Origin of the sequence: Micromonospora sp. AMSO1212t, assembly GCF_008868145.1 — a bacterium.
Lineage (GTDB): Bacteria > Actinomycetota > Actinomycetes > Mycobacteriales > Micromonosporaceae > Micromonospora > Micromonospora tulbaghiae.
Map to the genome: position 1 here is coordinate 1 of NZ_WBKS01000196.1, position 7,323 is coordinate 7,323.

General features: G+C 72.0%; 5 protein-coding genes. 3 read left to right on the plus strand and 2 right to left on the minus strand.

Annotated elements, in window-relative coordinates; translation table 11 throughout:
* Nucleotides 1-171 precede the first annotated feature (171 nt).
* On the plus strand, nucleotides 172-1,905 hold the full coding sequence (locus F8279_RS28495) for a cellulose binding domain-containing protein (RefSeq protein WP_091428183.1): 1,734 nt from the start codon (nucleotides 172-174) through the stop codon (nucleotides 1,903-1,905).
* A gap of 60 nt (nucleotides 1,906-1,965) precedes the next feature.
* Here F8279_RS28495 and F8279_RS28500 read toward each other — a convergent pair whose 3' ends face one another.
* The gene (locus tag F8279_RS28500) at nucleotides 1,966-3,531 is read right to left on the minus strand and encodes a polysaccharide lyase family 1 protein (RefSeq protein WP_091428181.1); all 1,566 of its coding nucleotides are present in this window, start codon (nucleotides 3,529-3,531) and stop codon (nucleotides 1,966-1,968) included.
* A 330-nt stretch (nucleotides 3,532-3,861) separates the two neighbouring features.
* Here F8279_RS28500 and F8279_RS28505 point away from each other — a divergent pair, with 330 nt between their 5' ends.
* Nucleotides 3,862-5,076, plus strand: coding sequence for a hypothetical protein (locus tag F8279_RS28505; RefSeq protein WP_091428179.1), 1,215 nt, complete (start codon nucleotides 3,862-3,864; stop codon nucleotides 5,074-5,076).
* Here the strand turns inward: F8279_RS28505 and F8279_RS28510 are convergent.
* Nucleotides 5,014-6,009 carry a DMT family transporter gene (locus F8279_RS28510; RefSeq protein WP_091428177.1) on the minus strand — a complete coding sequence of 332 codons (996 nt, stop codon included), beginning with the start codon at nucleotides 6,007-6,009 and terminating at the stop codon, nucleotides 5,014-5,016. The two genes, F8279_RS28505 and F8279_RS28510, sit on opposite strands and share 63 nt — an antisense overlap.
* A 40-nt stretch (nucleotides 6,010-6,049) precedes the next feature.
* On the opposite strand from F8279_RS28510, the gene F8279_RS28515 reads away from it, so the two are divergent.
* The coding region (locus F8279_RS28515; protein WP_151501587.1) for a PLP-dependent aminotransferase family protein at nucleotides 6,050-7,323 on the plus strand (1,274 nt) is incomplete at its 3' end.

Below are 7,323 nucleotides of genomic sequence, written 5' to 3' on the forward strand. Positions count from 1 at the left end.
AACTGATCCGCACCACCGCCGACCAGACCTTCACCGTCGACCCCTGCAACCTCCAACTGCTCTACCAGGGCCGCTCCCCCAACTCCGGCGGCGACTACGGCCTCCTGCCCTACCGACCCGGACTGCTCACGCTCCAGCGCTGAGCTGGCCGATCGAGGAGAGAGAGGTCCGATGAGAAGGCACCAGACGACCCGTACCGCGGTGTTGTCGGCCGGGGCCGTCCTGCTGGCGTCGACAGCGATGGCTGCTGCGCTGCCGGCCGGGGCGGCGGCCGCCAGCTGCGCGGTCACCTACGCCGTGTCGTCGCAGTGGCAGGGCGGCTTCGGCGCGAACGTCACAGTCACCAACCTCGGTGACCCGGTCAACGGCTGGACGCTCACCTGGTCCTACGCCGCCGGTCAGACGGTCACCCAGGCGTGGAACGCCACCGTGACGCAGAGCGGAGCGGCGGTCACCGCTCGCAACGTCGACTACAACGGGTCCATCCCCACGAACGGCAGCACGTCGTTCGGCTTCAACGGGGCATGGACCAGCAGCAACCCCGCGCCGACGAGCTTCGCGCTCAACGGGGTGACCTGCACCGGCGGCACGACGCCGACGATGTCGCCGTCCACCTCGCCGTCCACGTCGCCGACGAGTTCGCCGACCACCTCACCGAGCAGCCCGCCGCCCACCGGGGCGGCGGACATCACCGTCAACACCGCCAGCCGCTACCAGACGATCGACGGGTTCGGCGCCGCCGTGTCCATCTGGGGCGGCGCCTGGTCGACGGCGGAGACGCAGACGCTCGTCGGGCTCGGCCCCAACCAGCTCGGCCTGTCCATCGTGCGTACCGGCATCTCGCCGGTGTCCGGCGAGTGGGGAACCCAGGTCAGCGCGCTGCGGACGGCCAAGTCGTACGGGTCGAACGTGAAGATCATGGCGTCGCCGTGGACCGCCCCGGCGGCCTGGAAGACCAACAACAGCCGGATCAACGGCGGCAAGCTGCGCACCGACTACTACGACGACTACGCCGGCCACCTCAACAGCTACGTCCAGTACATGCGCAGCCAGGGCGTGACCATCGACGTCACGTCCGTGCAGAACGAGCCGGACTGGCACCCGGACTACGACTCGATGGACTGGAGCGGCACCGAGCTGCAGACCTTCGTGCGGGAGCAGGGCGCCAAGGTGCAGAACACGAAGTTGATGGTCGCCGAGGCGGTGAACCTGAACTACGGCTACACCGACCCGACGCTCAACGACGCGGCGGCCCGCAACAACATCGGCTACATCGGCGGTCACCTCTACGGCACCGAGGCGTCCGGCCGGCTGAAGCCGTACACGCTGGCGCAGCAGTACAACAAGCCGGTGTGGATGACCGAGTGGAACCTGCACGAGGCCGATGGCGGCGGCTCGAACATCTGGGGCAACCCGGCCAACGCCGCGGCCTGGAACGAGACGCTCGACGACATCATGCGAACCGTGCACAAGTCGATGGAGTCGAACTGGAGCGCGTACGTGTGGTGGTACGGCAAGCGCTACTACTCGTTCATCGGTGACGGGGAGTCCGCGTACGGCACCGTGGCGGGTGCGCCGCTCAAGCGCGGGTACGCGTTCTCGCAGTACGCGAAGTACGTGCGTCCCGGCTATCAGCGGGTCGCCCTGGCCAAGAGCTCGAAGGCCTCGCCGCTGGAGGTGACCGCCTATTCCGGCGACGGGAAGGTCACGCTGGTGATCCTCAACCGGTCCACCAGCGCGGTGAACAACGCGATCATCCAGGCGCCGCAGAACGTCAGCCGGGCGGAGTACGTGGCCACGTCGCAGAACGCCAGCGCGGCGAGCCAGCCGGTGGGCGTGAACGGCAACCAGGTGACGGTGAACGTCGGCGCGCGGAGCATCTCCACGGTCGTGCTCACCCTCTGACCGGGGACACGCACGAGGGCGGGGGCGGCCGGATCGGCCGCCCCCGCTCGTGTGTGACTGCTAACTGGCGTACGTCTCGAACTCGCCGACTCTCGGCGTACCGCCGGAGCTGTTGATCTTGAAGTTGATCTTCTTCAGCGAGGTCGCGGCGAACGTGATCTGGCCGGCCCCGCTGCCGGAGGCGAGCACCGCGCCGGTGTCGTTGTTGACGAGCTGCCACGACCCGATCGAACCCGAGGTGCCCGACGGCTCGCGGATGACCACGCGGGACACAGTGATGGCCGAGCCCCACTTGATCGAGACGGTGCCGGTCGACCCGGACGGCGACCAGTACGTGCTCAGGTTGCCGTCGCGCACGTTGCCGTAGCTGGTGCCGTCGGCCTTGCTGGACCCGTCGGCGCCGGCGCCGGAGACGAGGCTCAGGTTGGTCCCGCCGGACGGCGGCGGCGTGGTCGTCCCGGGCGGCGGCGTGGTGGGCGCGGGCGTGGTCGGCCCCGGCGTGGTCGGCGCCGGAGACTGCGGCGTGCAGTTGCCGTCGGACACCCGCAGGCCGGTGTTGGCGCCCGCCGTCTGCCGCACGATGTCCGGCACGCAGCTCGCCGCGTCGAGCCGGTAGGAGTACGGGACGCTCACGGTGGTCGTGGACGTCACGTTCGGACCCGCCGGGTAGTTGTCGCTCCCAGGCGAGGACCAGGTCACGTTGTCGAAGATGTTGCCGCTGACCTGCCAGGTGCCGCGCTCGCTGGTGTAGAACGTGCCGAGCACGTCCTTGGAGTTGCGGAAGTAGTTGTTGTCCACCTTGGCCCGCGCGCCGGCCCGGGAGTTGATGCCCGACTCGTGCAGCCCGTTGTAGTGGTTGTTGAACATGTGGGCGATGCCGCCGCGCAGCAGCGGCGTACGGGAGTCGATGTTCTCGTACAGGTTGTGCTCGAACGTGATGTAGCCGTTGCCGCGGTCGCTCTCGCTGGACCCGATGAGGCCGCCGCGGCCGGAGTTGCGCAGGATGCTGTACGACAGCGTCACGTACTGGGTGTCGTCCTTCATGTCGAACAGGCCGTCGTAGCCCTCGGACTCCCCGCCGGACGCCTCCAGCGTCACGTGGTCGACCCACACGTTGCGGACGCTGCTCTCCATGCCGATCGCGTCGCCGCCGTTGGAGGTGGGCGAGCCGGACTTCTTGACGTTCCGCACCGTCACGTTGCGGATGATGATGTTGCGGGAGTCGCGGATGTGGATGCCGAGCTGGTCGAAGACGGCGCCGCTGCCCACGCCGATGATGGTGACGTTGCTGATCTGCTTCAGCTCGATCACGCCGTCCGCGGTGTTGCAGCTCGATCCGGAGACCTTGCTGGTGTTGCCGTGGTTGATGGTCCCGGTCACCTCGATGATGATCGGGGTGCTGCTGCTGGCCCGGCCGCACAGCGCGGCGTGGATGGCGGTGCCGGTGGTGGCGCGTACGGTCTGCCCGCCCGCGCCGCCGGTGGTGCCGCCGTTCTGGGTGGCGTAGCCGGTGGCGCTGCCGGCCGCCGCCGACGCCTGCGGGGACGGCAGCACCACGGCGACGGCGATTCCCACGACCGCCGTGGCCAGTGCCGCGTGGAGTCGCAGCGCGACTGGTCTTCTCATGTCGACTCATTTCTTTTTCGAGCATGCGGGAATTGCCGCCGAGCAGCGGCAGTCACCGAATGGGAATAATGAGGAGCCGCGACGCGATCAGGCGCGTCGCCGGCGAATGTCGTTCATCTGCGATGCCCGGATCGCACATGAAACATCGATGTAACGCAATCGTATGAAAGCGCTTTCCAGGAAGGCAAGAGCTGGCGTTTGCAGGTTTTTTGCACTGTTCGGGGCGTCCGGGCGCGCGGGGCGGCGTCTTGACGGGGCGCGTGATCGATGGTTGCCTGCACGTCACCCTGACATCGAAGTTCATCACTTCACGCCCTCACGAGGAGCGCCATGCCCCGTCCCCGCACGAGCCGCCCGCTGGCGGCGGTCGCCGGCGCGATCGCCGCCGTCCTGGCCGTCTCGCCGGCGTCCGCCGCACCCCTGGCGGAACCGGCTGCGACCGGCAACACGTGGAGCGCCGCCCTGACTGTCGTCGACTCCGACGACGTCAACGTCCGCTGGTCCGGCGCCGGACTGGGCCTCGCCGACGCGGCGAGCCGACCGGCCGCGCAGCGCCGGCAGGCGGCCGAGGGCATGCTCGTCACCGCACCCCACCCGCTCGCCGCACCGGCCAACCGGGTCCGGGCCGACATCGCCGCGACAACCGGCCGGGGCGGCGCCGTCGAGGTGGCGGCGCGCGGCTGGCGGTCGGGCGCGTGGACCGAGTGGCGGTCCGTGTCCGGCGAGGCCGTGTTCGACCAGCCCGTCACCCGGGTGCAGATCCGGGTGGCCCTCACCGCCGAACGGCCGTCCGCCGCGCCCACCGTGCGCACCGTCCGGCTCGTCGCCGACTCGGTCGCCGCCGTCACGGCCGCCACCCCGGGCCTCACCTACCGGGTGTACGCCACCCGGGAGGGCCTGGTCGGCGGCACCACCGCCAACGGGCACGTGATCGTCTCGCGGGACCACTTCGTCGCGCTGCCGTCGGCCCGCGGCCTCGCGCCGAAGAACACCGGCGACTACACCGTGCGGGTCTGCACCACCACCCGGAGCCGCTGCGAGTACGCCCCGGTCTGGGACATCGGACCGTGGAACACCAGGGACGACTACTGGAACCCCAGCAGCACCCGGGAGATGTGGAAGGACCTGCCGCAGGGCCGCCCCGAGGCGCAGGCCGCGTACCAGAGCGGCTACAACGGCGGCCGGGACCAGTTCGGGCGCACGGTGGGCAGCCCGGCCGGCATCGACCTCGCCGACGGCACGTTCTGGGACGGTCTGCTGCTGACCGACAACGCCTGGGTAGACGTCGCCTACCTCTGGACCGGCACCGGCGCCCGGGGCCGGATCGGCAGCGGCCCGCTCAACATCCGATCCGGCCCCGGCACAAGCAACCCGGTCGTCGGCCTGGCCGCCACCTACGCCAACGTGCCGATCGAGTGCTCGGTCGTCGGCCAGTCGGTGAGCGGCCCGTACCGGACCACCACCCAGTGGAACCGGCTCGCGTCAGGACACTTCGTCAGCCACGCGTACATCTCCGGCGTGACCGGCACCGTCGCGGCCTGCTGAGGACGGCCCGCCCGGGCTGGGCCGGCCCGCTGAGGACGGCCCGCCCGGGGCGCGCGCCGGCGTCGCGCCGCCCCGGGTGCGCTGGATGAGCACGACGCAGGCGAGCACCGCACCCGCCACCACCAGCGCGCCGGGCGTGACCGCCTCACCGAGCAGCGCTGCCGACCAGATCAACGTGAGCACCGGCTGGACGAGCTGGATCTGGCCGACCTTGGCGATGCCGCCCCGGGCCAGCCCGGCGTACCAGGCGAAGAAGCCGAGGAACATCGACACCACTGTGAGGTAGCCGAACCCGGCCCAGGTCGCCACGCCGCCCTGCGGAGGGTGGACGAGAGCGGCCACCGCCGTGATCGGCACGGTGACCGGGAGCGACAGCAGCAACGCCCAGCAGATCGTGCGGGCGCCGCCGAGTTCGCGGGCCAGCCTGCCGCCCTCGGCGTACCCGAGGCCGCAGAGCACCACGGCGGCGAGCAGGAACACGTCGGCCGCGGACAGCGCGCCGCGCATCGAGCCGCCGGCGGCGAGGAAGGCGAGCACCAGCGCCAGACCGGCGGCGCCGGCGATCCAGAACAGCGGCGGCGGCCGTTCGCCGGCCCGCAGCACCGCGAACACGGCGGTCATGGCGGGCAGCACCGTGACGACCACCGCGCCGTGCGCCGACGTCTGCGTGGTGAGCGCCAGCGAGGTGAACAGCGGGAAGCCGACCACGACGCCGAGTGCGACGATCGACAGCCGTCGCCACTGGTCCCGGGTGGGGCGCGGCGCGCCGGTCAGCCGCAGGTAGCCCCACGCGAGCAGCGCCGCGCCGACCGCCCGTCCGAACGCGACGAACCACGGGTCGAGTGTGTGCACCGCGACGCGGGTGGCCGGCAGCGACATGCTGAATGCCAGCACACCCAGCGCGCCGAGGGCGATCCCGGCGCCCGGTCTCACCGTTACCGTCGTGCGCGCAGTAGCGCTACTCTGTGCTGTCATGAATGATGGTAGCGCTATCGACCGTGTGGTCCGGCATCTGGGTGCGCTGGCCGCTGACGCCGCCCCCGGCACGCGGCTGCCGTCGGTACGGGAGCTGACCGCGCACCATCACGTCTCCCCCGTGACAGTCGCCGAGGCGACCCGGCGGCTCGTCGCGGACGGGCTGGTGGAGACGCGGCCGGGTCGCGGCGCGTACGTGGCCGCCAGGCGCGCCGACCCACCGCGGGCGGACCTGTCGTGGCAGACGGTCGCGCTGGGCTCGCGGCGGGGCGGTGAGGAGGAGATGCAGGCGCTGCTGGCGTTACCGCCGTCGGGCGCGATCCCGCTGACCGGAGGCTATCTGGACCCGGACCTCCAGCCGGCCGCCGCGCTCGGCGCAGCACTCGCCCGCGCGGCCCGGCAGCCCGCCGCGTGGCAGCGCGGCCCGGTCGAGGGGCGCCTCGACCTGCGTGCCTGGTTCGCCCGCGAGGCGGGCGGCGGACTACGCGCCGAGGACATGGTGATCTGCCCGGGCGGCCAGGCGGCGCTCTCCTCGACGCTGAGGACGCTCACCACGCCCGGCGACACGGTGCTGGTCGAGTCCCCCACCTACCTGGGCGCGCTCGCCGCCGCGCGCGCCGCCGGGCTGCGGGTGGTGCCCGTACCCGCCGACGCCGACGGGGTACGCCCCGACCAGCTCGCCGCCGCGTTCGCCCGTACCGGCGCCCGCCTGTTCTACTGCCAGCCGCTCTACGCCAATCCGCACGGCGCGACGCTCTCCCCCGCCCGACGCGCCCAGGTCGCCGAGGCGGTGCGCGAGGCCGGGGCGTTCCTGGTCGAGGACGACTACGCCCGCGACCTCACCATCGACGGCGAGGCCCCGCCGCCGCTGGCCGCCGACGACCCGGACGGGCACGTCGTCCACCTGCGTTCGCTGACCAAGTCCACAGCGCCCGGCCTGCGGATCGCCGCGATCGGCGCGCGCGGGCCGGCCGGGGCACGGCTGCGCGCCGCCCGCCTGCTCGACGACCTCTTCGTCGCCGGGCCGCTGCAACAGGCCGCCGTGGAGTTCCTCACCTCACCGGCCTGGGACCGGCACCGCCGCACGCTGCGCGTGCAACTGCGGGCCCGCCGGGAGGCGCTGCTCGCCGCGCTGGACCGCCACCTGCCGCAGCTGGCGCCGCGCGCGGTCCCGCGCGGCGGCCTGCACCTGTGGGTACGCCTGCCCGACGGCGCCGACGACATGACGGTGACAGCGGCGGCAGCCGCGGCGGGCGTGACCGTCTTCCCCGG

What these genes read in the sequence shown, in the direction of transcription:
- F8279_RS28495 (WP_091428183.1), top strand. Translation starts at nt 172, where the DNA reads ATGAGAAGGCACCAGACGACCCGTACCGCGGTGTTGTCGGCCGGGGCC.
- F8279_RS28500 (WP_091428181.1), bottom strand. Translation starts at nt 3,531, where the DNA reads ATGAGAAGACCAGTCGCGCTGCGACTCCACGCGGCACTGGCCACGGCG.
- F8279_RS28505 (WP_091428179.1), top strand. Translation starts at nt 3,862, where the DNA reads ATGCCCCGTCCCCGCACGAGCCGCCCGCTGGCGGCGGTCGCCGGCGCG.